Annotated in this window: 20 protein-coding genes; all 20 read right to left on the reverse strand. The window is 65.3% G+C overall.

The window, feature by feature from the left end:
- Positions 1–112: 112 nt before the first annotated feature.
- The 20 genes from fliD to rfbF all read right to left on the reverse strand — a co-directional run bounded on the left by fliD (position 113) and on the right by rfbF (position 21,290).
- Positions 113–1,555, reverse strand: coding sequence for a flagellar filament capping protein FliD (fliD, locus tag CAG31_RS02150; protein WP_085577890.1), 1,443 nt, complete (start codon positions 1,553–1,555; stop codon positions 113–115).
- Positions 1,556–1,636: 81 nt separating this feature from the next.
- On the reverse strand, positions 1,637–1,993 hold the full coding sequence (locus CAG31_RS02155; RefSeq protein ID WP_085577891.1) for a flagellar protein FlaG: 357 nt from the start codon (positions 1,991–1,993) through the stop codon (positions 1,637–1,639).
- Between the two features lie 73 nt (positions 1,994–2,066).
- Positions 2,067–2,918, reverse strand: a complete 852-nt coding sequence (locus CAG31_RS02160; RefSeq protein ID WP_085577818.1) for a flagellin domain-containing protein — start codon at positions 2,916–2,918, stop codon at positions 2,067–2,069.
- A 243-nt stretch (positions 2,919–3,161) separates the two neighbouring features.
- A complete protein-coding gene (locus CAG31_RS02165) occupies positions 3,162–3,428 on the reverse strand; it encodes a hypothetical protein (protein ID WP_085577819.1) in 267 nt (88 codons plus the stop codon).
- Positions 3,425–4,717: a motility associated factor glycosyltransferase family protein gene (locus CAG31_RS02170; RefSeq protein WP_085577820.1), complete on the reverse strand. Its 1,293-nt coding sequence runs from the start codon at positions 4,715–4,717 to the stop codon at positions 3,425–3,427. The genes CAG31_RS02165 and CAG31_RS02170 overlap by 4 nt, the downstream gene beginning before the upstream one ends.
- An 88-nt stretch (positions 4,718–4,805) precedes the next feature.
- Positions 4,806–5,732 (reverse strand): ketoacyl-ACP synthase III, encoded by a 927-nt coding sequence (locus CAG31_RS02175; RefSeq protein ID WP_085577821.1) that lies wholly within the window; start codon positions 5,730–5,732, stop codon positions 4,806–4,808.
- 227 nt (positions 5,733–5,959) lie between these two features.
- Positions 5,960–7,012, reverse strand: a complete 1,053-nt coding sequence (pseI, locus tag CAG31_RS02180) for a pseudaminic acid synthase (protein ID WP_085577822.1) — start codon at positions 7,010–7,012, stop codon at positions 5,960–5,962.
- Entirely contained in the window at positions 7,009–8,511 is a 1,503-nt protein-coding gene (pseG, locus tag CAG31_RS02185; protein WP_085577823.1) for a UDP-2,4-diacetamido-2,4,6-trideoxy-beta-L-altropyranose hydrolase, read from the reverse strand. Before pseG ends, pseI begins: the two co-directional genes overlap by 4 nt.
- Positions 8,508–9,203, reverse strand: coding sequence for a pseudaminic acid cytidylyltransferase (pseF, locus tag CAG31_RS02190; protein ID WP_085577824.1), 696 nt, complete (start codon positions 9,201–9,203; stop codon positions 8,508–8,510). The genes pseG and pseF overlap by 4 nt, the downstream gene beginning before the upstream one ends.
- A complete protein-coding gene (locus CAG31_RS02195) occupies positions 9,200–9,820 on the reverse strand; it encodes a pseudaminic acid biosynthesis-associated methylase (protein ID WP_085577825.1) in 621 nt (206 codons plus the stop codon). Before CAG31_RS02195 ends, pseF begins: the two co-directional genes overlap by 4 nt.
- Positions 9,821–9,848: 28 nt before the next feature.
- Positions 9,849–11,006, reverse strand: coding sequence for a UDP-4-amino-4,6-dideoxy-N-acetyl-beta-L-altrosamine transaminase (gene pseC, locus CAG31_RS02200; RefSeq protein WP_085577826.1), 1,158 nt, complete (start codon positions 11,004–11,006; stop codon positions 9,849–9,851).
- Complete coding sequence (gene pseB / locus CAG31_RS02205) at positions 11,003–12,004, reverse strand: UDP-N-acetylglucosamine 4,6-dehydratase (inverting) (protein WP_085577827.1); 1,002 nt, start codon at positions 12,002–12,004, stop codon at positions 11,003–11,005. The genes pseC and pseB overlap by 4 nt, the downstream gene beginning before the upstream one ends.
- A 29-nt stretch (positions 12,005–12,033) precedes the next feature.
- Positions 12,034–14,949 carry a TIGR00180 family glycosyltransferase gene (locus CAG31_RS02210; protein ID WP_085577828.1) on the reverse strand — a complete coding sequence of 972 codons (2,916 nt, stop codon included), beginning with the start codon at positions 14,947–14,949 and terminating at the stop codon, positions 12,034–12,036.
- A 54-nt stretch (positions 14,950–15,003) separates the two neighbouring features.
- Positions 15,004–15,741: a cephalosporin hydroxylase family protein gene (locus tag CAG31_RS02215; protein ID WP_085577829.1), complete on the reverse strand. Its 738-nt coding sequence runs from the start codon at positions 15,739–15,741 to the stop codon at positions 15,004–15,006.
- Positions 15,742–15,758: 17 nt separating this feature from the next.
- Positions 15,759–16,829, reverse strand: coding sequence for a class I SAM-dependent methyltransferase (locus CAG31_RS02220; RefSeq protein WP_085577830.1), 1,071 nt, complete (start codon positions 16,827–16,829; stop codon positions 15,759–15,761).
- A complete protein-coding gene (locus CAG31_RS02225) occupies positions 16,819–17,676 on the reverse strand; it encodes an NAD(P)-dependent oxidoreductase (protein WP_085577831.1) in 858 nt (285 codons plus the stop codon). The genes CAG31_RS02220 and CAG31_RS02225 overlap by 11 nt, the downstream gene beginning before the upstream one ends.
- Positions 17,673–18,899: a class I SAM-dependent methyltransferase gene (locus CAG31_RS02230; RefSeq protein WP_085577832.1), complete on the reverse strand. Its 1,227-nt coding sequence runs from the start codon at positions 18,897–18,899 to the stop codon at positions 17,673–17,675. The genes CAG31_RS02225 and CAG31_RS02230 overlap by 4 nt, the downstream gene beginning before the upstream one ends.
- Positions 18,896–19,456: a dTDP-4-dehydrorhamnose 3,5-epimerase family protein gene (locus tag CAG31_RS02235; protein ID WP_085577833.1), complete on the reverse strand. Its 561-nt coding sequence runs from the start codon at positions 19,454–19,456 to the stop codon at positions 18,896–18,898. Before CAG31_RS02235 ends, CAG31_RS02230 begins: the two co-directional genes overlap by 4 nt.
- Positions 19,453–20,535, reverse strand: a complete 1,083-nt coding sequence (rfbG, locus tag CAG31_RS02240; protein ID WP_085577834.1) for a CDP-glucose 4,6-dehydratase — start codon at positions 20,533–20,535, stop codon at positions 19,453–19,455. Before rfbG ends, CAG31_RS02235 begins: the two co-directional genes overlap by 4 nt.
- A complete protein-coding gene (rfbF, locus tag CAG31_RS02245; RefSeq protein ID WP_085577835.1) occupies positions 20,517–21,290 on the reverse strand; it encodes a glucose-1-phosphate cytidylyltransferase in 774 nt (257 codons plus the stop codon). Before rfbF ends, rfbG begins: the two co-directional genes overlap by 19 nt.
- Positions 21,291–21,458: the final 168 nt, after the last annotated feature.

Genomic DNA, 21,458 nt, shown 5'->3' on the forward strand with positions numbered 1-21,458 from the left:
ACAATGACTCGTATGGCCAATATATCGCCAGCGAGCCGGGAAACTTTAGACCATAAGACAAAAACCCGGCGCACGCTCAAGTGCGTAGCCGGGTTTTTGTCATTCTTGCGCGTTACTTCGCAGATTGCTGAGCGGTCAGCGACGTGAAGAACGACGTGATGTTGCTCGCCGTGGCTTTCATTTGCCCTACGAGCAAGTCCATGGCGTTGTATTTTGCGGTCAGCGTCTTGGTCAGGGCGGCCACCCGGATATCCAACGCTTTCTGCTGGTCGGAGATGTCCCGGGTATTGTTGTTCAGGATCGCGAGCCGCTGATCCAGCAAGCCCTTGGTCTTACCGTCGGCCGAAGCCTTGAGGTACGGATCCACGGACTTGCTCACCCGCGCCAGCAGACCGTTGGTGTCGTCGGTGCCGGTGAACAATAGCTGCACCTGGCCGGACGCCCCCGGAACCGCCATCGCCTTGTTGAAGGCGGTGGTGTCGAGCTTCAGGTTACCGGTGAGGGGATCGGTATTCACGCCGATTTCCGACAGGAACGAAATCTTGCCGTTGGTCTTCGTGTTGGTGAACTCGGCACGGATGCCGGCGATCAGCGAGCGCGGCAAGGAGTCGCCCGTGAAGGCGGCCTGCACGGTCAGTTTGCCGTCTTCGTCCGGCGTCGCCTTGGACAGGCTGTCGACAGTGCTCTTGAGCGTGTTGTAGGCGTCGATGAAGGTCTGGAGCGACGTCTGCAGGCCCTTGGTGTTGTTGTCGACGGTGATCGTGGTCGGCGTCGCGTTGGCGGCCACCAGGTTCAGGGTCATGCCGCTGATCGCACCGGAAACCGTGTTGCTCTTGCTGGTCACCGGCAGACCGTCGATGGTCAGCGACGCATCCTTGGCGAGACCGCCGACAGAGCCCGAGTCACCGGCCGCCGGAGTGGCCGACATGACCTTGGTGCCGTCGATTTCCAGGCCGGCGATGCCGCTGACACTCAGGTCGGAGCCCGCACCGGTCTTGTTCGAGCTGATCACCAGGCGCGAGGCGCCGCTGGCGTCGGTCACGATGTTGGCGGAAATGCCATTGCTGCCCTGGGCCGTGTTGATGGCGTCGCGGGTGCTCTGCAAGGTGGCGTTGGCCGGAATGGTGACATTGTAATCAGTGCCATTCTGACTGATTTTCAGGGTACCACTCGGAATGGCACTGGACGCACCGCCGGCGAAGGCCGCGCTGGCGACTTTCGAACCTGTGGCCAGATTGTTCACGACGACGCTGTAGGAGCCGGACACCGCGGTGTTGTCGGAGGTGACGGTCAGCGTTTCAGGCTTGCTCGACGTGGCCGTGTAACCGGCGAACGCAGGGTTGGTCTTGCTGCCCAGGGTGGCCAGCGTCGACTGGAATGTGGTCAGCGCGCTCTTGAGCGTGCCCACACCCGAAATCTTCAGGGTGTTGTTTTTTGTCTGGGTATCGAGCTGCGTCTGCTTCGCTGCCTTGTCGGCATTGACCAGCGCGGTGACGATCGCACCGATGTCCAGGCCGGAACCCAGGCCGGTACCCGGTAGAATTGGACTTGCCATGTGCATCTCCCTTCAGTTTGCTGCCGGTCTTTTGACCTTTGCCAGCGCCTAAGACACTTCAAACACTATTCATGCCAGTTGTCAGACTTTGGCGTCGAACAACACGTGGCTCGCGTTGGCTAGGCTGTCTGCCAGCTTGAGCGCCTCCGCGGAGGGGATCTGTCGAACGACCTCGCCCGTCTCGCTCGCGATCACCTTGACGATGACCTTCCCGGAGTTCTCGTCGATCGAAAACTCGAGGTTGCGCTTGATCGACTGCACGAACTTCTCGATCTCCTGCACGGCCAGCTTCAACTTGGTCTCCTCGGTTTCACGGGTCTTCTTGTCCGCGACGGGGGTGACTTCAGCCGCCTTGGCAGGCTCGGACGATTTTTCAGCAACGGTATTCGCTGGCTTGGGAGCCGGATAAGACACGTTAAGCTTGACGCTCATGTCCATGTCCATCACCTCCTAACGTGAAAAAGCGAGAGAGCACGACCAGCGCACTCCCCCGCCTAAACTCATTCCGAAATTACTGAAGCAGCTTCAGTACGGCGGAAGGCAGTTGGTTGGCTTGAGCCAGAACGGAGGTCGAAGCCTGCTGCAGAGTCTGCTGCTTGGTCAGGTTAGCAGTTTCCGCGGCGAAGTCGGTGTCTTGTACGCGACCTTGTGCAGCGGTGGTGTTTTCGTTGATGTTCTGCAGGTTCTGGATGGTGCTGGTCAGACGGTTCTGCGAAGCACCCAGGTTTGCACGGGTTGCACCGATGGTGGCGATAGCGGCGTCGATAGCGGTGATCGCGTTGTCGATGTTCTGTGCAGCGCCAGTTACGGTAGCACCGGTCAGAACCACAGTACCGCTGCCTACGGACAGGCTGGCGGCGTCGAACTTGGCGCTCAGCACCAGGTCGATGTGGTTGGCGGAGCCAGTGTTCGCGCCCACTTGCAGGGTCACAGTACCAGCCGAACCGTCCAGCAGGAACTTGCCGTTCAGGTTGGTGGACTGAGCGATACGGGTCAGTTCGTCAGACATCTGAGCGAATTCGGCGTTGGTCGCGGTCTGGTCAGCGGTGCCGTTGGTTCCGTTACGGGCTTTAACAGCCAGTTCACGCATACGCTGCAGGATGTCGGTCGAAGCTTGCAGAGCGCCTTCAGCGGTCTGGGCAACGGAGATACCGTCGTTGGCGTTCTGGATGGCCTGGGTGTTACCGCGGATCTGCGAAGACATGCGGTTGGAGATTTGCAGGCCAGCGGCGTCGTCTTTGGCGCTGTTGATTTTCAGGCCGGAAGACAGGCGCTGCATCGAAGTCGACAGAGCGTCGGAAGCGCGGTTCAGGTTTTTCTGAACGTTCAGCGACGTGGTGTTGGTGTTTACAGTTAAAGCCATGACGAATTCCTCGTTGGTTGGGTACTGCGGCTTCCGGCCCTGGCAACCGCCGGGTATGGCCTAGAGAACCTTCGTAATAGTTATCGTCGGGATCGCAGGTTGCTTGAGGGCTTTTTTCAAAAAATTTGCCATCAACCTGCCACCCCTCAGAAAACAAGGACTTAGCCGTCCTTTACCCACGAAAAAATGACGTCATAAAACCGTCCGCGGCGCAAACCTGCGGGCTAGCGCCTCCGCTGCCGTTCAGCCCGGCAGGTTTTGCAGAAGGTCGACCAGTTCACATTCCATGTAATCGGCCAGCCCCAGCCAATCCTGGCGCTCCTGGCACGCCAGGATGCGCGTCAGCACCTGCATCCACCCCTGCTGGTTTTCTGCCGTTGCGCCGACCATCAACCGCTGCGCTTTCTCGAACACATCGACCATCTCCAGCGCCGCTTCGACATCCCGCCCCAACCGGAACAGCCCGGCACATTGTCGACACTCGTCGACGCACTGCTGCAACGCACTCATTGCACGAACTCCTGGTTGAACCCCGTTCCGGCGATCCTCGCCCCCGCCCGGCTGCTGTTGAGGAATGTCACCTGCGGGTGTCGGGCGATGTAGCGCTCCAGCACACAGAGGTAGCCGCGGAAGTTGAGCTGGGTCTTGACCCGCTCGCCGTTGCCGTCATGCACCCAGTGCCGCGCCTGGTTGACCGACGGCCCCAGGTCGCCGTCGCCCCAACCGGCGTGGGTCTTGTTCATCGGAAAGGCGAAGTCGGCGCCGAACAGCGTGATGCTCGCCGCGCCCATCTTCACCGCCAGGTCCACGGCGGGATGGATCACGCTGCCGCCCACATGCAGCAAGGCCCGCGGGTGCCGCTCGCGCAGCTCGGCATAGACCGGGCTGAGCGAGTAGCCGCCGTAGCGCTTGCCCTTCCACGCCTTCAACACCTGCGGATCGCTCATCGGCAGGTACACCAGCGCAATGCCGTCGGAGCCTTCGAACGGCAAATGCCGGAAGCTGATGCGCTGATCGATGCTCACCACGAGATCCGGCACGATCCCGTGCTCGCGCAGCGGCCGGTAAGCGGTGTCGACGCAAATGAACAGTGGGCGCTCGACCCGTGCGCGAATCTGCGCCAACTGCTTAAAGTGTCCCTCCAGGGTCGGCCCGGTGGCGATCACATAGACCTCACGGCCGGCGCAGGTGCCGAACAGTTGCGCCACATCGTCGTCCGCCAGCAGCACCGGCAGACAATCCTGCAAGCGCTGGACAATGAACGGCGACTGCGGGTCGAACTCGCGGTTGTTGAAGCTCAGGTGCACTTCGCTGACCAGCCGATCGCGGATCTTCGCGTTGAAGTCGTCGGCCAGCAGCATTTCCGCGGGCAGGGCAAAGAACGGCGTGCAGATGTCGGAGAGATCCCCGGCGTACAACAGTTCCACCCGGGCATCGTCCAGCCAGTGGCGCTGATCGAGCAGTTGCAGCACCAGCGAGAACAGCGCGCCGTTGAGGATGTGCACGTACAGCCGCTCAAGCCCCGGGCGCTCCAGCAGCACCGCCGGCAAGTCCCCCAGGCCCGTGCCGTAGACATGCAGTTGCGCCTTGTCGGCCGGCAGGCTCGCCGCCTGGATCCGGGCCTCGTGCACGCGGTCGTGGCGGCTGGTGAGCTGGATGCCGGCCACGCTCAGTGTCGACCCCAGCCCCTGCGTCAACTCTGCCTGGATCGCTGAGCTGTCCTCGGCCATCAACCGCGCGGACAGCGCCGGCCAACGGCGTTCGATGACCTCGGCGTTATCCCGGAAAAACTCGCTCACTGGCACCTCGCATTTCGTTCAGGCAAAAAAATGGCGTTCAAGGTTAACCCTTGAACGCCATTTTTGTATCCGTTGTTTCCGGCCGGGCTCAGGGACGGTAGATGATCGCCGAACCCCACGACAGCCCGACGCCGAAACCGCTGAGCGCCACACGCTGCCACGACGAGTCCAGCGCATGCTTCTCCAGCAGCAGCGGAATGCTCGACGACACGGTGTTGCCGGTCTCGACCATGTCCTTGACGAACTTCTCCGGATCGCCCTCGAAGCGCCGCGCCACGGCATCGACGATGGCCGCGCTGCCCTGGTGGATGCAGAACGCGTCGATGTCGTCGGCCTTGAGGCCCGAATCGTCGAGCAGCTCATGCAGGTGCGCCGGCACCTTGAGCAGCGCGAAGTTGAACACCTGGCGACCGTTCATGAAGAACACGCCGTCGGTGACCTTCAGGTGCGGCGCGCCGGAACCGTCGGTGCCGAACTTGGCCTTGCCCAACGCCCAGGTCGGGTCTTCGCCCATCCAGGTGGCGGTGGCGGCGTCGCCGAACAGCATGGTGGTGTTTCGGTCTTCCGGGTCGACGATCTTGGAGTACGGGTCGGCGGTGATCAGCAGGCCGTTCTTCAGGCCGGCGGCTTCCATGAAGCCCTTGATCGCATAGATTCCGTAGACGTAGCCCGAGCAGCCCAGGGAAATGTCGAACGCCGCGACGTGGGTCGGCAGGCCCAGTTTGTCCTGGACGATGGCCGCGGTGTGCGGCAGGCCTTCTTCGTCGCCGTTCTGGGTGACGACGATCAGGGCGTCGATGGATTCGCGTTTCAGGTCAGGGTTGCCGGCAAACAGCGCATTGGCCGCTTCGACGCACAGGTCGGAGGTTTCCTGTTCTGCGTCCTTGCGCGGCAGGAAGGCCGAACCGATCTTGCCGAGGATGAACTCTTCATCCTTCTCGAATTTTGCACCTTGTGCGTAATTGTCCACGCCGGCTACAGGAACGTAGCTCGCAATGCTTTTTATGCCAATCATTACGGCTTCCCAATAATAAACAGCCCAATACCACCGCTCGCAAGGATTTCGAGGGGCGCCGACAAACAAAAAACGGCCGCCGCAAAGGGCAGCCACGGGGAGCGCAAAGGGCTATCACTGGAACCGAATCACGGGCCAGGCGCCATCTCCCCGGTCAATACAATACAGTGAAGATGCGCGTTATGACTCGCAGGTCACGCTATTTTGCCGAATCGGTGCGGATCAGGTCATTCGACCAAGGACCAGTCCAGCGGCGTGCCGCGTTTGATCGGCTGGCGCGCACGGCGCCCGAGGACGTTTTCGGCGTGCTTGGGCGCCAGGCCCAGGCCGGGACGGATGGCGCGCAGGTTGGCCGCCGTGAAGGGTTCGCCGGCCGCCATGTCGGCGGTGACGTACAGCGAGCGGCGATAGACCAGCGACTTGCGCTCGGCCTCGGTGACGCCGTAATGCACCTGGCCCAGGGCCTGCCAGGCGCGCTCGGTCTCCACCACCAGGCTGGCCAGTTCGGCCGGCTCCAGCGAGAAGCTGGCGTCCACCCCGCCGGCCGAGCGGTCGAGGGTGAAATGCTTCTCCACCACCGTCGCCCCCAGCGCCACGGCGGCGACGGACACGCCGACGCCCATGGAATGGTCGGACAGCCCCACCTCGCAGCCGAACAGTTCGCGCAGATGGGGAATGGTGCGCACGTTGCTGTTGAGCGGCGTCGCCGGGTACGTGCTGGTGCACTTGAGCAGCACCAGATCCTTGCAGCCGGCCTCGCGGGCGGCGCGCACGGTCTCGTCCAGCTCGGCGAGGCTGGCCATGCCGGTGGAGATGATCAGCGGCTTGCCGGTGGCCGCCACCCGGCGGATCAGCGGCAGGTCGGTGTTCTCGAAACTGGCGATCTTGTAGGCCGGCACATCGAGGCTTTCCAGGAAGTCCACCGCCGTGTCGTCGAACGGCGTCGAGAACGCGAGCATGCCCAGCTCCTTGGCCCGGGCGAAGATCGGCGCATGCCATTCCCACGGGGTATGGGCCTTTTCGTACAGGTCGTACAGCGAGGTGCCGGCCCACAGGCTGCCGGGATCCTTGATGAAGAACTCGCCTTCGGCCAGGTCCAGCGTCATGGTCTGGGCGGTGTAGGTCTGCAGTTTCAAGGCGTGGGCGCCGGCCTTGGCCGCCGCTTCGACGATCTGCAAGGCCACGTCCAGCGACTGGTTATGGTTGCCGCTCATCTCGGCAATGATGAACGGCGGCGCGTCGGCACCGATCAGGCGGTCACCGATCTTGAAACGGCTCATGGGCGGGATTCCTTCAGGACACGGGTGAACGCACAGGCACTCTGGGTGAACCCGGCGTCGCGAAACACATTCAATGAGGCCTGGTTGGCAGGCAGCACCTGGGCGGTGACGGCGGTCAGCTGCGGCCAGTGTGCGGTGACGAACGCTTCGCCCCGCTCCAGCAGCGCCCGCCCCCAGCCGAGACCGAAACGCCCCTCCAGCAGGTAGATCGACACTTCGGCCTCGAAACCGCGCAAATCATAGCGCAGCACGCCGACCGGGCCGTCGTCGGCCTCGGCGATCAGCAACAGACGCCGGGGATTGCTCAAGCTCGCCGTCAGCCAGTTCAGGTGCTGCGGCCATTCGATCACGCCGGACTCCAGCGACCAGCGCCGCACCGGCTCGGCATTGCGTCCGTCGAACAGCAATTGCGCATCGTCCGTCGTCGCCGGCCGCACCTTGAGCACCGCGCCGGCCAGCGCGGCCGCGACCCGCAGGGCACCGCGCCCGTCCACCAGTGTGCGCGAACGCTCGGCCAGGCTCTGGCGCAGGTAAGGGTTGTTCACCACAAAGCCGACCGCCTGGCGCAGCTGCTCGACGCTGACTTGCTCGCGGGCGCCCATGAACACATGCGCGCCCGCCGCCGCCATCACTTCGCCGTTGGCCTGCTGGTTGTTCGACACCGCGATGCAGATCGTCGGCAGGCCCAGGGCCGCCCGCTCCCAGCTGGTGCCGCCGCCGGCGCCGATGAACAGGTCGGCCTCGGTCATGCGTCGGTGGAAGTCACTGACGAAACTGTGCAGGCGCCAGTTCGGCCGCATCTCGGCCAATGCCTGCATCTGCGCCCAGGCCGGGTTGTCGGCGCCGGCGACGAAGTCCACGTCCAGCTCGGGAAAGTCCGCCAGCGCCAGCATCGCGTGATGGGTCTGCCGGGCCGCATCGAAGCCGCCGAAGTTCACCAGCACACGCTTGGCCACAGGCTTGATGGCGATGGGCGGGCAACTGAATTCCTCGCGCAGCATGGCGTAGCGTGGGCCGAGCAGCGTGCGGCAGTGCGCGGGCAGCAGCGGCCGGTAGTCTTCGTGCAGGCCGGAGAGGTTCTGGTTGAGCAGCAGGTCGACGCTGTAGCGGCGGGTCGCCAGGTCGTCCACCGCCGCGATCCGGTGCGCCCAGCGGCGGGCGGCGGTCTGCCAATGGTGGTCGAGGCCGTAATGGTCGGCGATGATCCAGTCGAACCCGGCCTGGCCTTCCAGCTGCGCGGCCAGCGCGTCGATGTCCGCCTGCCACGGCAGCATCGATTCGATGGCCTGGTGCGGGTCTTCGTCAGGGTAGCGCTCCGGCAGCTCGAAGGTTTCGAAACCCTCGGCCTGCAGAGCCTCCAGCCGATGGCCCGGCAACCGGCGGCAGGCGAACGCCACATGGCTGCCCTGAGCGCGCAGCACCCGGGCCAGCGGCAGGCAGCGGGCGATGTGGCCGCTGCCGATGGTCGGCGAGGCGTCGGCGCGGATCAGGACTCTCATGTCAGTTCTCCGCCGGCCTTGAGCGCGGCGTAGAGGTACTCGGCCCGCATCCAGTCTTCCGGGGTGTCGATGTCCTGCACCAGGTGCCGGGGCAGGATCACCGGCAGGCTGGCCGGCGAATACAGCACCTCGCCACGCAGCCAGGCCTCACGGCGGCCCCAATAGAACTGGCCGGCATCCTGAAACGCCTCGGGCAGATCCTGCGAACGGGTGTTGCGAAACTCAGGGTACAACGCCGTCAGGGCGCCCTGCCCGTCGAGGGTCAGCGCGCGCTGCACCGGAAAGCCGAAACCGCACACGGAAAAAGCAAACGACTTGTCCGGATGACGCTCCAGCGCCTCGAACCCTTCGCGCAGATAGCGCGCCTGCAACAGCGGCGCGGTGGCGTATACGCAGCAGGCGTAATCGAACGCCGGCAGTTGCCGCAACGCGTGTTCGATCACCGCAGCGGTGCCGGTGAAGTCATCGGCCAGGCTCGCCGGGCGCAAGAACGGCACCTGCGCGCCATGGGACTGTGCGACTTCGGCGATCTCCTGATCGTCGGTGCTGACGACGACCTGGTCGAACAGCCCCGATTCGAGCGCCGTGCGGATCGAACGGACGATCATCGGCACGCCGTCGAACGGCTTGAGGTTCTTGCGCGGGATGCGCTTGCTGCCGCCCCGGGCCGGGATGATCGCCACGTTGCTCAAGGGCGTTTTTCCAGCAGGAACCAGGTGATGTCATCCACCGGGAACTGCGGGTCGCGGTGGTAGGCAAAGCCGTAGTCCAGCAGGTGCAGGTCGGCGTAGCGGTCGAGCATTTCGCCGGCGAAGTCGCGCTTGAACAGCTTGCCGCTGTTGCCGCGGTAGGGCACCTCCACCGGCGCCGGGTTGTAGTACTCGGCGATCAGGATGTAGCGACGGCTCAGCCGATACAGCTGTTCGTAGGCATTCGCCAGCAATTCGGGCGCCAGATGGATCAGCACGCCCTTGCTCAGGGTCAGGTCGTAGCTGCGCTCGCAGGGGAAGTCGAACAGCGAGCCGTGCCAGATCTGCGCGATGTCCAGCGCCCTCGCCTGCTCGCAGGCGCTGGCGTTGATCTCGACGCCGAACAGCTCGCACCCCGGCAGCAACTGGCGCAATGCCTGCAGGTTGTTGCCGGCGTTGGTGCCCAGCTCCACCAGGCTGTCGATGCGCCCGGCGCGGGCCAGCGCCTTGGCGAACAGCGCCAGGTTGGCCGCCACCAGCGGCTGGCCGACGTTGCGACCAACATACTGGTTGCCGAACTCGCCCTGCCAGAACTTTTCCTGTTCGCTCAAATCACGCATTTCAGATACCCGTCCGCCGCAGCGGCATTCATTCGGTCAGGCGGCGCAACTGCTCGACCACATGGTCCTGCTGCGCGTCGGTCAGCAACGGGAACATCGGCAGGCTGATGGCCTCGGTGTAATAGCGCTCGGCCTCGGGGAAATCCCCTTCGGCGAATCCGAGCTCACGGTAATACGGCTGCAGGTGCACCGGAATGTAGTGCAGGTTCGCGCCGATCCCGGCCGCCCGCAAGCCTTCGAACACCTCGCGGTGGCTGCGGCCGATGCGCTCGGTCTGCAGGCGCACCACGTACAGGTGCCAGGCGGATTCAGCTTCGGCCTGGGCACTGGGCAACGTCAGCGGCAGGTACGCCAGCAGACGGTCGTAGCGCGCCGCCAGCTCGCGGCGGCGGGCGACGAAGGCGTCCAGCTTGCCCAGTTGCGACAGCCCCAAGGCGGCCTGCAAGTCGGTGATGCGGTAGTTGAAGCCCAGCTCCACCTGCTGGTAGTACCAGGGGCCGTGGCTGGGTTCGGTCATCTGCTGCGGGTCGCGGGTCATGCCATGGCTGCGCAGGCGTTGCAGGCGCTCGGCCAGTTCCCTACGGTTGGTCAGCACCATGCCGCCCTCGGCGCTGGTGATGATCTTCACCGGGTGGAAGCTGAACACGGTCATGGCGGCGAACTCGCCGCAGCCGACCGGCCGCCCGGCGTAGCTCGCCCCCACCGCGTGGGAGGCGTCTTCGATCACGGTGAAGCCGTAGCGCTCGGCCAGCCCGGCGATGCGCCGCATGTCGCAGCTCTGCCCGGAGAACGCCACCGCCACCAGCACCTTGGGCAGCGTGCCGTTGCCTTCGGCCTCATCCAGCTTGGCGGCCAGCACCTCGGCGTCGAGGTTCCAGGTCAGCGGATCGATGTCGACGAAATCGACCTCGGCGCCGCAGTAGCGCCCGCAGTTGGCCGACGCCAGAAAGGTGTTCGGCGTCGTCCACAGGCGGTCGCCCGGCCCCAGCCCCGCCGCCACGCAGGCGATGTGCAGCGCCGCCGTGGCGTTGCTCACCGCCACGGCGAAATCGGCCTGGCAACGCTCGGCCACGGCCTGCTCGAAGCGCTCGATGGTCGGCCCTTGGGTCAGCCAGTCCGAACGCAGCACCTCCACCACCGCATCGATGTCCGCCTGGTCGAGGCTCTGCCGGCCGTACGGGATCATGCCGAGAGCTTCGCGTGCAGGTCGGCGATCTGGCCCACCGACAGGAAGTGCGGGTTGGTGTCGGACCGGTACTCGAAGTCCTCGCCCACCGGCCGGCCGCGCTCGCCGAGCTTGTCCACGGAGAAGTCCACGTCGACGCTGGTGAAGCGGATCGACGGCTGGATCGTGTAGTGGTCGTCGAACTCCAGGGTCATCCGCGCATCGTCCAGCGGCACCATCAGCTCATGCAGCTTTTCCCCCGGACGGATGCCGACGTGCTTGTGCGGCAGGTGCTCGGCCATGCCCAGGGCCAGGTCGACGATGCGGATCGACGGGATCTTCGGCACGAACACTTCGCCGCCGTGCATCCGCGCAAAGCTGTCGAGGACGAACTGCACGCCGTGGTCGAGGGTGATCCAGAAGCGGGTCATACGCTCGTCGGTGATCGGCAGCTCCCGGGCGCCCTCGGCGATCAGTTTGCTGAAGAACGGCACCACCGAGCCCCGCGAGCCGGCCACGTTGCCGTAGCGCACCACGGCGAAACGGGTCTGCTGCTCGCCGGCGATGTTGTTGGCGGCGACGAACAGCTTGTCCGACAGCAGCTTGGTCGCGCCGTACAGGTTGATCGGGCTGGCGGCCTTGTCGGTGGACAGCGCCACGACTTTCTTCACACCGTTGTCGATGGCCGCGGCGATGATGTTCTCCGCGCCGTTGACGTTGGTGCGGATGCATTCGGTGGGGTTGTACTCCGCCGCCGGCACCTGCTTGAGCGCCGCGGCGTGCACCACGTAGTCGATGCCGCGCATGGCCTGGCGCAGGCGGTCGGCGTCGCGCACGTCGCCCAGGAAGTAGCGCATGCACGGCGCGTTGAACGTCTGCTGCATTTCGTATTGCTTGAGCTCATCCCGGGAGAACACCACCACCCGCTTGGGCTGGTACTGCTCCAGCAGGCGGCGGATGAACTGGCGGCCGAACGAGCCGGTGCCGCCGGAGATGAAGATCGATTTACCGTTGAACATGTCTTGAGTCCCGTCCCCTGCGCGAAGGCTTAGGCAAGCAGTTGCGCCCAGTCCAGCGAAGCGCTTTCGTTGAGGGTGTAGCCTTTGCCGGTCAGGCTCAGGTTCGCGTTGTAGGCCTGATCCCCGGCGAAGGCCGCGGCCCATTTTTCCCGCAGCGCCTCAAGCGCTTGCGGCGCCTGCGGCAGTTGGCCCGGATGCAGCACCTGCACCGACGGCGTCCACACGGTGAGGTAGCCGGCCTGCCCGGCTTTCAGGCACAGGTCGACGTCGCTGAAGCCGTCGGCGAAGGTGCTGTCGTCCAGACCGTCCAGACCATCGAACAGCGCCTTGCGCACCATCAGGCAGACGCCCGACACCGCCGAATAGCCGTGCTCCACCGAGAGGCGGTACAGGTAACCGTCAGCGTCGTGCTTCTCGCCGATGAAGGCCGAACCGACCCCGCCGTTCAGGCCCAGGATCAGGCCGGCCTGGCTGACCTTGCCGTCGCGGTCGACCAGTTTCGGGCCGACCACGCCGACTTCCGGACGCAGCGCGTGGTTGAGCAGCGAGTCGAGCCAGTTCGGGTTGACCACCTCCGCGTCGGCGGCGAGCAGCACCAGGTACTCACCCTGGGCCTGCCGGCTGGCGGCATTGATCAGCGCCGGTTCGCTCAACGGCTGCTCGGCGCGCAGCACCTGAACCTTCGGATGCTGATAGGCGCCCAGCCAGTCGTTGACCTCGGCCGACTGCTGCGGCGTCGCGGCCACCAGGATCTCGTAATGGTGATAGCGGGTGCGCAGCAGCACGCCTTCCAGGCAGCGCTGCAGGGCGGGCAGGTCGTTGCCGGCCGGCACGATCACCGACACCAGAGGACGCTCGCTGTGGTGGTAGTCGATCTGGTAGATCCCCGGCGTCGAGGACGTGACCTTGGCCTTGTAGCCGCGGGTGCCCAGGTGACGCAGCAGGGCCAGGCGCTCGTGAGGGTTCTCCTCAAGCTTCGGCGCGCGGGCGATCAGCAGCGGCTCGTCGAGGTGGGCCAGGCTGTTGAGGCCGTCCTGTTCGAGGATGCGCAGCAGCAAGTCGAACTCCAACGCCTTGCTGAAGTCCGCCCGATAGCCGCCGACCGCGACCAGCGCCTCGCGGCGGATCAGCCAGTGGCGCGCCATCATGCCCGGCAGGCTCAGCAGCAAGTCCAGGTTGAAGCCCGGACGGAACACATCCGCCAGTGCGCCGCTGTCCTGACGCTGAATCTCGTCGGTGGACACCGCGCTGCAGCCGTCAGCGGCCATCAGTTCCAGGCTGGCGCGCAGCAGGCCGCCGGCGGTGAACTCGTCGCCCGCTTCGGCCAGCAGCACCCAGTCGCACGGCGACTGGCGAGCGCTCTGGTTGAGCTTCTCGACCAGGTTGCCCGGCGTGACGCGGACAAAGTGCAGGGTGTTCTGCGCCGTGGTGGCGGCCGGCGGCTCACCGGTGGTGAACACGACGATCCGGAACGCCTTGCACTGGCCTTCGAGCAGGCTGTCGAGGGTGACTTGCACCTTGTCGATGTCGTTGTCCAGGTCCAGCAGGAACACGCCGAACTGCGGGCCGCCGCCGTTGACCGCCAGGTGCCCGGCAATCGCTTCGCGTTGCTGCGCATCCGGCTGACGCGCGGCCAGCCACTTGAGCAGCTTGCCGGACTGCATCTTCCCGAACGTCTGACGGTGATCCTCCAGGGTCACAGCCTCCAGGCGCGCGAGCCAGTCGCGGGTCTTCTGCGCCTCTTCGTCTTCGCCCGCCTGCTCCAGCTGCGCCAGCAGGCGCTTGAGCACTTCACGGTTGAAGGCGTTGAGGTCGTGGGCCTGCCACAGACGGTCCAGCACGCTCTCGGCGGTGTCGTTGTTGCGCGCCTGCAGCAGGTGCGCCTGACGGGTCCACACGCCCTCCAGCCCGTTCAGCTGAACGCGGCCGGCCGGCATGGTGTGGAGCATGAATTCGATCTGCTCCAGGCGATCGAAGAAGGCCTGGTTGTAGAACGGCATTTCCACATACTGCAACGGTCCGAACCGACGATCCGGACGCTTGAGCGCCTGGTGCCAGGTGGATTGGAAAATCAGCTCGGCGGTCAGTGCGCGCCCCGATTGCAGGCTGTCGACCATCGCCTCGAAACTCTCCAGGGCGAAGGCCTTGCCCTGCTCGGCGTCCAGTCCCTGGATGCCGGTGGGCAACGATGCCAGGAACTCGGCGAACGCCTCGCGCTCGGCCACCGACTTGGCGTCCATGTACGTCAGCGAGTGGTACACCTCGGTGCTGTGCTCGGAGTTGCCGTAGTTGATTTCGCGCACCACGTAAGGGATCGGCAGGATCCGTGCCTTGGCGCAGGCCAGCATGTAGTACACATGGCCGATCTCCTGCCACTGGAAGCTGGTGCCGGCCGGCATCGCCGCGTGCCAGGACTTCATCAGGTCGGTGCGGGTCACCGCGTAGAACGGCGGGATGTACTGGCTCATGTAATCGATGACGCGGTCCTGGGCCCGCTCGGAGCCGTAGTCCTCGCAGACCTTCTTGTCGCGGCGGTAGTAGCTCACGTCGCCGGCCAGGGTCAGGTACATCAGGCAGTAGCCGTGGCACATGCCGTAGTCGGGATGGTCTTGCAGGAAGCCCACGGACTCGGCCAGCGAATCGTGCAGGATGAAGTCGTCGTCCGCCGCCAGCACGGTGTACGGCGTGGTCACGCGCTCCACGCCATAGGCCAGCTTGGCCTGCATGCCCCAGTAGGCGAACTGCGGCACGTGGTGATAGTCGACGGCGGAAAAGTCGCCTTCGGGCAGTTCCGGACTGGAGTCCAGCACCATGATCCTGCAAGGCAAGGCGCTGTAATACTTCACCGCCCGGCGCAGGAACGCCGGACGATTATGGGTAAACAGCACCACGGTCAACAGCTCATTGAGCACCGGCGCCTGTTCCGAACCGTACTTGCCTTGCATAACCTCTCCCCACTACCGGCGAATCGCCAAATCTACGCTTTGATGATGTTTCGATTAACGCACGCGACGCAGGTAGCCGTCCGGCGCCACGGTGATCAGCAGCTTGTTCTGCAGCTGAACGTCGATCTCGAAATCCTTGTTCTCTTCCAGGTACTTCCACACGGCGGTCTTCGGGTTGTCGCCCGGGCCCCACGGACGGTCCGGGAAGAAGTCGGCCGGCATGTCTTCGACCACGGTGTCCATCACCACGCAGTAGCTGTCCACCGACACCAGCGGCGCGTACAGGCGCAGCTCTTCGAGCACATGGTCGTGGGTGTGGTTGGAGTCCAGCACCAGGATGACCTTCTTGCCTTCGGCGGCGGCGCGCACCTTGGCGGCGATCTCAGGGTCGATGCTCGAACCTTCGATCATGGAGATGCGCTTGCTCATCGGGTGGCTCTCGATGGCTTCGCGGTTGTGCGGGCGGATGTCCAGGTCGATGCCCAGCACTTCGCCGTGGCCTTGCAGCTCCAGCAGCGAGGCGTAGTAGATGATCGAACCGCCGTGGGCGATGCCGCACTCGATGACCAGGTCCGGCTTGACCTGCCAGATGATCTCCTGCATCGCCATCATGTCTTGCGGCAGCTGGATGATCGGACGGCCCATCCACGAGAAGTGGTAGCTGTACTTGTGCTTGGCCGATTCGTTGAAGAAGTCCCGGGCCAGGCCAGTGAGCTTCTGGTCGTCACCCTGCTGGGCGATCTGCTCGCGGCACTCGGCTTCGAAGGCTTTGTTGATGCTGTTGTCGGTCATGTTCACGATCTCGGTAGTCACTGGAACGAAGCGCTGTCAACGGCGTGATAGACGTAGCGTCCATCGGTCATCCGCTTGATCTCTTCGAGGTAATTGGAATTCATCACAAACAGGTTGGCGCCTTCGGGCAAGGCGTCCATCGCCTCTTGCGGCGAGGACACCCGCGCGCCGCTCAGGGGCAGGAAGCGCCCCTGCTTGGCCGGGTTGATGTCCACCACGCGGTCCACCGCCACGCCCGCCCGTTGCAGGAACAGCGAATAGATCACGCCCTTGGAGGACGCGCCCCAGATCGCCGAACCCTGGCCGGGCGCGGCCTGGATGATCTGCACCGCCCGTTCGAGGCTGGCGGTGAAGCCGTCCGGCAGGGCCAGGCGCGGCACCGGTTGCTCCGGGGCCAGGCGCAGCGTGGCCAGGTCGGCGACGATGTACAGGTATTGGCCGCCGAACAGGTGGCCGGCCTCGTGCACGGTGCCGAACATCCGGCGCAGGTCGTCGAGGCGGAAATAGTTGACGTGCTCGTAGAACAGGTCGAACCAAGCGCGGTGTTCGAGGATCCAGTCGAAGCACGGCACTTCGATGTAGATCTGCCCGCCCTGGTTGGCTTCGGCGATCACCGCCAGAAAGTTCACCGGATCCTGGATGTGCTCCAGCACATGGCGCAGCACCACGGCGTCCGCCGCCAGGCCCAGGCCACGGGTGAACGGGGCCTTGATCACGTCGGCGTTGTCGCCTTCGTAGGCCGGGTCGATGCCGGTGATGCGGTAGCCCAGGCCCTTGAGCAGCTCAAGGAAGTAGCCCTTGCCGCAGCCGACCTCGATCAGTTCCCGGCCCTTGAAGTGCTTGGCGATGATGCCTTCGACGTCGTGCAGGTGCTTCTGGAACTGGCCGGAGTGGGCCTGCTCGTTCTGGTAGTCGGCGTCGTAGCTGAGCTTGTCGGCGTCGAACGCCGCGTTGAAGATCAGGCCGCTGCGCTCGTCCTGGACCAGCAGCATGTCGGCGCGGGCCGACGCCTTCGCCGACTCGGGATCGGCGAAGGTGCGGTTCTGCAGCACCGGCAGGTCGGTGGCGCGGTACAACTCATGCCTCATGGCGGTCTCCCAGTAACTGTTGCAGACGCTCGGTCACCGCCCAGAACGCCATCGGCTCGTGGGTCGGGTACGGGTAGTGGCCCAGGTTCAGGTCCAGTCGGGCGCCGCGCTCGCGCAGGCGTTGCTCGACCAGCGAACGCACCGACACCGGCCGGCCGCTGGCGCAGTTGACCGCGCCGTCGAAACCGCGCCGCTGGAGGATCGCGGCGAGGTGCCCGGCGGCCGTCTCGATCGCCAGGAAATCCCGCAGTTGCTCACCCGCCGACATGTCGAACGACGGCGCCCCGGCCTCGATGGCCCGATCCAGCGCCGCCAGCAGGCTATTGGGGTTCTGCCCTTCGCCGTGCAAGTAGAACAGCCGCGCCCATTGCAGGGTGAACGGCAGCTCTTGCTGCAGGTTGCGCAGGAACAGATGCAGCGTGTGCTTGGCCAGGCCGTACGGGTTGGCCGGCTGCGGCGCGGTCGCTTCGCTGAGAGGCCCGCTCTGCATGCCGTACTCGAAGCAGGTGCCGGTCACCAGCACTTGCTTCACGCCCGCCTCCACCACGCTTTTGACGAAGCGGTAGTCGGCCATCAGGTTGTGTTCGAAATGGAACAGCGCGCGGTAGTTCGGCAACCCCGGCCAGGCCAGGTGCGCGAGGGCGTCGACGCCGTCGGTCAAGGCCACGGCATCCAGGTCCGGCGCGTGAATATCCGCCGCCACGAACTCGACGTCGTTGATCCACGGCATGCCTTGCGCAGTCTGCGCATTGCGCGCCACCGCCCGCACCGTGCAGCCGCGGGCAAGCAGCGCCGCGACCAGGTGGCGACCGACGAAGCCGGTGGCTCCGGTGACCAGGACCTTCACAGGACTTTCATCTCCGGCACGGCGATCACGAAGCGCCCGTCCCACTGACGCACGTGCGCCAGCTGCTGGCTGACTTCGTGCAGCAGGTTCCACGGCAGCACCAGCACGTAGTCCGGTTTCTCCAGGTCGATGCGTTCAGGCGCCACGATCGGAATGCGGCTGCCCGGCAACAGCTTGCCCTGCTTGTGCGGGTTGGCGTCGGCCACCCACGCCAGCAGGTCCGGCTTGACCCCGGCGTAGTTGAGCAGCGTGTTGCCCTTGGCGGCGGCGCCGTAGCCGACCACGCGCTTGCCGTCGGCCTTGGCCTTAAGCAGGAAGCGCAACAGGTCATGCTTGATGCGTTCGGCGGCGGGCGCCAGCGTCGCGTAGTAGCCGGCGGTCTTCACCCCGGCGTCGAGCTCGGCCTGCAACTGCTGCTGCACGGCCGGCTGCACGGCGCGGCGCTCGCCGTCCCGGCGCTGAACGAACACCCGCAGCGAACCGCCATGGGTGCTCAACTGGCTGACGTCGAACACTTCCAGGCCGTTGCGCTCGCACAGGGTCTGCACGGCGGTCAGGGACAGGTAGGAATAGTGCTCGTGGTACAGCGTGTCGAACTGCGCGCCGGCCATCAGCGTCAGCAGTTGCGGGAATTCGAACGTGGCCACGCCGGTGGGCTTGAGCAACGCGGCGAAACCGCCGAGGAAATCGTTGATGTCCGGCACGTGGGCCAGCACGTTGTTGGCGGCCATCAGGTCGGCGGCCCAGCCGTCGGCCTTCAGTTGCGCGGCGGTGTCGCGGCCGAAGAACAGCTCACGGATCTCCAGGCCCTTTTCCCGTGCCGCCTGAGCGGTGCTGCGGGTCGGCTCGACGCCCAGGCACGGGATGCCGCGACCGGCCACGTACTGCAGCAGGTAGCCGTCGTTGGCGGCCACCTCCACCACACGGCTGTCGGCGTTCAGGCCGAAGCGTTCGGCCATCTCGGCCACATAGCGCTCGGCATGGGCCAGCCAGGTGCTGGAGAACGAGCTGAAATAGGCGTACTCGGCGTCGAACAGGCTGTCGGCGCGGGTGTAGTCCTCGGTCTGCACCAGCCAGCATTGCTGGCACACGGCGACCTTCAGCGGCACCCATTGCTCGGCCTGCTCCAGGCGGTCGGCATGCACGTAGGCGTTGGACGGCGGCGAGGTGCCGAGGTCGATCAGCGGCAGGCTCAGCGGTGCGGCGCACCCACGGCAATTCATAGACGCACTCCAGCGAAGTGTTGATCGAGCGCGGGATGGCTGGAGTCCCGCGCCGACAAATTATTGACAGGCAGCGGCCAGGCGATGGCCAGCCGCGGATCGTTCACCGACAGCCCGCCCTCGTGCTCCGGCGCGTAGTCGGCGCTGTGCAGGTAAAGCAGTTCGGCGTCGTCGGTCAGGGTCTGGAAACCGTGGGCGAAGCCGGCCGGGATCAGCAGGCTGCGGCCGTCGCCGGCCTTCAGGTGTTCGGCGTGCCAATGCAGGAAGGTCTCGGAGTCCGGGCGCAGGTCCACCGCCACGTCCCACACCTCACCGCGCAGGCAGGTGATCAGCTTGGCTTCCGGCGCATTGGCGTTCTGGTAATGCAGGCCGCGCACGCTGCCCTTTTCGCGGGTGCAGGAATGGTTGATCTGACGGATGTGGAACTCGCGGCCGAACGCACTCAGGCTGCCCTCGCAGAACAGCCGGGCGAAGTGCCCGCGCTGGTCTTCGAAGCGCTTGTGGCTGACGTTGAACAGCCCGGCCAGCGGCAGGGCCTGCAAGGAGAATTCACTCACAGCGCGCCCCGGTACAGGTTCAGTTGGCCGAGGGAGACCCGGCGCATGTCATCGCCGTTCTGCCAGGCCAGGTGCCAGTCGAGGGTCTGGGTCAGGCATTGCTGCAAGGTCCAGCGCGGCTGCCAGCCCAGCACCTGACGGGCGCGGCTGCTGTCCAGGCGCAACAGGCCGGCCTCGTGCAGCTCGCTCGGCTCGATGCGCAGGCCACGGGCCTGGGGCCAGCGGTTGGCGAGCAGTTCGACCACTTCGCCGACGCTGCACATGTCCGCCTCGCCCGGGCCGAAGTTCCACGCACCGGCGTACTCCGGGCCCTCTTCGTAGAGGCCGGCCGCCAGTTGCAGGTAGCCGGCCAGCGGCTCCAGCGCGTGCTGCCACGGGCGCACGGCCTGCGGGTAGCGCAGGGTCACCGGCTCGTCCGCCGTCCAGGCCTTGAGCACATCGGGAATCAGGCGCTCCGGGGCAAAGTCGCCGCCGCCCAGCACGTTGCCGGCGCGGGCGGTGGCCAGCGCCAGGCCGTGTTCGGCGTACTTGTCCGCCGGAAAGAACGACGCCGCGTAAGACTGTGCCAACAGTTCGCAGCAGGCCTTGCTGCTGCTGTAAGGGTCGTGGCCGCCGAGGGCTTCATCCTCGCGGTAAGGCCACAGCCATTCCTTGTTGGCGTAGACCTTGTCGGTGGTCACCAGCACGCAGGCGCGCACGCAGCCGACCTGACGGATCGCTTCGAGCAGATTGAGGGTGCCCATGACGTTGCTGGAGTAGGTGCCCAGCGGATCGCGGTAGCCTTCGCGCACCAACGGCTGGGCCGCCAGGTGCAGGACGATCTCAGGCTCGGTGTCGGCGATGACTTCCAGCAAGGCGCCCAGGTCGCGCAGGTCGCCGCGCTGATCGTTGATGCCTTCGTGCACCCGCGCCAGTCCGAACAGGTTCGGCTCGGTCGCCGGATCGAGGGCGAAGCCGCTGACCTGTGCGCCCAGGTTCTGCAGCCACAGGGTCAGCCAGCTGCCCTTGAAACCGGTGTGGCCGGTGACCAGGACCCGCTTGCCACGCCAGAACTCCGGACTCAGGCCCATTGCTTCCATGGGGCCTCCCCGCTGTGCCACAGCGCTTCGAGGTGGTTCTTGTCGCGCAGGGTGTCCATCGGGTGCCAGAAGCCTTCGTGCTGGAACGCCTGCAACTGCTCTTCGGCGGCGAGGTCGGCCAGCGGCTCGGCCTCCCAGGAAGTCTGATCGTCAGCGATGTAAGGCAGCACCTTGGGCGACAGCACGAAGAAGCCGCCATTGATCCAGCCACCGTCGCCCCTGGGCTTTTCGGTGAAGCCCAGCACGCGGTCGCCGTCGCGCTCCAGCGCGCCGTAGCGGCCCGGCGGCTGCACGGCGGTGACGGTGGCCAGCTTGCCGTGGCTCAGGTGGAAGTCCACCAGCTCGCCGATGTTGAGGTCCGACACACCGTCGCCGTAGGTGAAGCAGAACGCCTCTTCGTCTTCCAGGTAGCGCGCGGCGCGGCGCAGGCGGCCGCCGGTCATGGTGTCTTCGCCGGTGTCCACCAGCGTCACGCGCCATGGTTCGCTGTAGTTCTGGTGCACGTCCATGCGGTTGTTGCGCATGTCGAAGGTGACGTCGGAGGTGTGCAGGAAGTAGTTGGCGAAGAAGTCCTTGATCGCGTAGCCCTTGTAGCCGAGGCAGATCACGAAGTCGTGGATCCCGTGGGCGGAATACTGCTTCATGATGTGCCAGAGAATTGGCTTGCCGCCGATCTCGATCATCGGCTTGGGCTTGAGGTGCGACTCCTCGCTGATGCGCGTACCGAGCCCACCCGCCAAAATAACTGCCTTCATCGTCTCCCCTCTCGTTCGTCACAGGGCTGCGCGCGGCGTTCTTGAGCCTGGCGGGCCTTCTGGCTAAACCTTTTTGCCGGTGCGGGCGCTTGGGCAATGGCCGCGAGCGCTCGTTTTATGGCGATTTGAGGGGGACTTGCAGGAAACGCGCCAGCTCTGCGGGCGTTG

Source organism: Pseudomonas sp. R25(2017) (genome assembly GCF_002112565.1).
GTDB lineage: Bacteria > Pseudomonadota > Gammaproteobacteria > Pseudomonadales > Pseudomonadaceae > Aquipseudomonas > Aquipseudomonas ekonensis.

What these genes read in the sequence shown, in the direction of transcription:
- fliD (WP_085577890.1), bottom strand. Translation starts at nt 1,555, where the DNA reads ATGGCAAGTCCAATTCTACCGGGTACCGGCCTGGGTTCCGGCCTGGAC.
- CAG31_RS02155 (WP_085577891.1), bottom strand. Translation starts at nt 1,993, where the DNA reads ATGGACATGAGCGTCAAGCTTAACGTGTCTTATCCGGCTCCCAAGCCA.
- CAG31_RS02160 (WP_085577818.1), bottom strand. Translation starts at nt 2,918, where the DNA reads ATGGCTTTAACTGTAAACACCAACACCACGTCGCTGAACGTTCAGAAA.
- CAG31_RS02165 (WP_085577819.1), bottom strand. Translation starts at nt 3,428, where the DNA reads ATGAGTGCGTTGCAGCAGTGCGTCGACGAGTGTCGACAATGTGCCGGG.
- CAG31_RS02175 (WP_085577821.1), bottom strand. Translation starts at nt 5,732, where the DNA reads ATGATTGGCATAAAAAGCATTGCGAGCTACGTTCCTGTAGCCGGCGTG.
- pseI (WP_085577822.1), bottom strand. Translation starts at nt 7,012, where the DNA reads ATGAGCCGTTTCAAGATCGGTGACCGCCTGATCGGTGCCGACGCGCCG.
- pseG (WP_085577823.1), bottom strand. Translation starts at nt 8,511, where the DNA reads ATGAGAGTCCTGATCCGCGCCGACGCCTCGCCGACCATCGGCAGCGGC.
- CAG31_RS02195 (WP_085577825.1), bottom strand. Translation starts at nt 9,820, where the DNA reads ATGCGTGATTTGAGCGAACAGGAAAAGTTCTGGCAGGGCGAGTTCGGC.
- pseC (WP_085577826.1), bottom strand. Translation starts at nt 11,006, where the DNA reads ATGATCCCGTACGGCCGGCAGAGCCTCGACCAGGCGGACATCGATGCG.
- pseB (WP_085577827.1), bottom strand. Translation starts at nt 12,004, where the DNA reads ATGTTCAACGGTAAATCGATCTTCATCTCCGGCGGCACCGGCTCGTTC.
- CAG31_RS02210 (WP_085577828.1), bottom strand. Translation starts at nt 14,949, where the DNA reads ATGCAAGGCAAGTACGGTTCGGAACAGGCGCCGGTGCTCAATGAGCTG.
- CAG31_RS02215 (WP_085577829.1), bottom strand. Translation starts at nt 15,741, where the DNA reads ATGACCGACAACAGCATCAACAAAGCCTTCGAAGCCGAGTGCCGCGAG.
- CAG31_RS02220 (WP_085577830.1), bottom strand. Translation starts at nt 16,829, where the DNA reads ATGAGGCATGAGTTGTACCGCGCCACCGACCTGCCGGTGCTGCAGAAC.
- CAG31_RS02230 (WP_085577832.1), bottom strand. Translation starts at nt 18,899, where the DNA reads ATGAATTGCCGTGGGTGCGCCGCACCGCTGAGCCTGCCGCTGATCGAC.
- rfbG (WP_085577834.1), bottom strand. Translation starts at nt 20,535, where the DNA reads ATGGAAGCAATGGGCCTGAGTCCGGAGTTCTGGCGTGGCAAGCGGGTC.
- rfbF (WP_085577835.1), bottom strand. Translation starts at nt 21,290, where the DNA reads ATGAAGGCAGTTATTTTGGCGGGTGGGCTCGGTACGCGCATCAGCGAG.